Here is a 1,607-nt window from a genome sequence, read left to right as displayed (position 1 = left end):
ACCGGGCTGCTATCGTTGACCAGCTGGATACTGCCCACGGTGCCTGCGGCAATGGCGTCAGCCCCGTTAACCTTCCAGCCCTTGTAGTAATTCTCTTTCAGGACAACGACGTCACCGCGTTGGAGGTCTCCCGATGCAATAACCTCTCCTGGCGAGTACTTCACGAGCGTGAGCGGTATCATCTCCTCTCCGCGCAGAGCAAAAACGGTAGGCAGGACATGTTCGGGAATGTACACGGAAATATTCTGCACCGCGAAGGTTACATTAGGGATGTTAACTTTCCCGTTTTCGCGGTACTGAGTGTCCACGATGTAATTTGGGGTAAAATACGTGACATTGCCAAGGGTATAGGTCAATTGTGGCATTGTCTTGAGGTATGTGGCGGAATAGACGCTTAAAGCCTGGATGCCATTTACCATGTCCCAGTAGGTGAAGTCCATGTGCCAGATAGGAACGCCCGTTTCGTAAGCAACAAGCGGAGTGTCTCCAGGGATACGATCCCTCACCTGCTGGATGATCGAGGGGGCAGGACTTTCTTCAAGCTTCGGGGAGGACACACTAATATAGCTGTTACCGATGTTGCCTATCATCATGATGAAGATCCCGGCCAGCAGGATGCCGCAGAGGAGCCGCGATTTCCCGCTGCCGGGCGAGCATCTCTGCACGAAAAGGTAGAACCCGGCCAGGAGCAGGCCGGTGATCAGCAGCGGGACGAGCAGGGGCGACTGTGCAACCGGCAGGATAGCGATGATGACTGCTGCATTGACCGCGAGGGCTGTAAAAAAGAAAAGCAGGAGGTTCTTTTCCGAGCCCCTGCCGGACCAGAGAAAGGCGACAAACGCCACGACAACGATAAGTGATACGAGGGTTTCTGCGCCGATCATTTCCTGGTATGGCAGTTCCAGGAGCTTGACAAGAACGAGGAGGGCGGCACCCCACATCACGAGCTTCTTCTGCTCGTCCGTCAGGGCGAACCCACCACCTTGTTTCATTCGCTCATGGAGGACGACTGCCCCGTAGAGGGCAAGGAAGAGGAGGAGTGGAAGGAGGGCGCCGTATATCCGCCCGGGGTTGCGGAGGTTACTGACGATCGGCAGGAGATGGAGGAATGCAAAGACGCTCTTCCCGGCACCTGCCCAGATGAGCGAGAAGAGGATCGCGAAATACCCGGGGATCGCGATCTCCTTTTTACCGTAGATGAGCGCGATGATTAGCAGGAGCACGGGGATGATGCCGATCATGACCCCGCTCTCGTACTGGGCCCAGAGGCTGTCAATCCGGATACCGTAGAAGAACGACGAGAGGGCAGTCTCGACTGAGCCCCCGCCGGCCAGCGGATCGATGATGTCCTGCCGGATTACCGCAGAGGTGACCCCGAGATCCGGGATGACCTTGACCGACAGGAGCAGGGAGGTCAGCACAACAGAGAGGACGAGATAGCATACGGTGTTTCTGCCGACCTTCCCGGTTGCCGCGTACCAGAGGAAGAGGACGAGAAGGACGAGGTAGATAAGGACGAAATGGTAGAGATTGCCAGTCAGGTAGACGAGCACCGAGACAAGGGTCAGTCCCACCGCGTTCCAGGCATTGACCTCCTTATTCAGCAC

1 protein-coding gene is annotated in these 1,607 nt (G+C 56.4%); it reads right to left on the bottom strand.

The window, feature by feature from the left end:
- On the bottom strand, positions 1–1,607 hold a 1,607-nt coding region (locus tag CW742_RS12295; protein WP_292420785.1), incomplete at both ends, for a hypothetical protein.

Source organism: Methanoregula sp. (genome assembly GCF_002835825.1).
In the GTDB taxonomy this organism is placed as follows: domain Archaea; phylum Halobacteriota; class Methanomicrobia; order Methanomicrobiales; family Methanospirillaceae; genus Methanoregula.
This window is presented reverse-complemented; position numbering and strand designations above follow the sequence as displayed.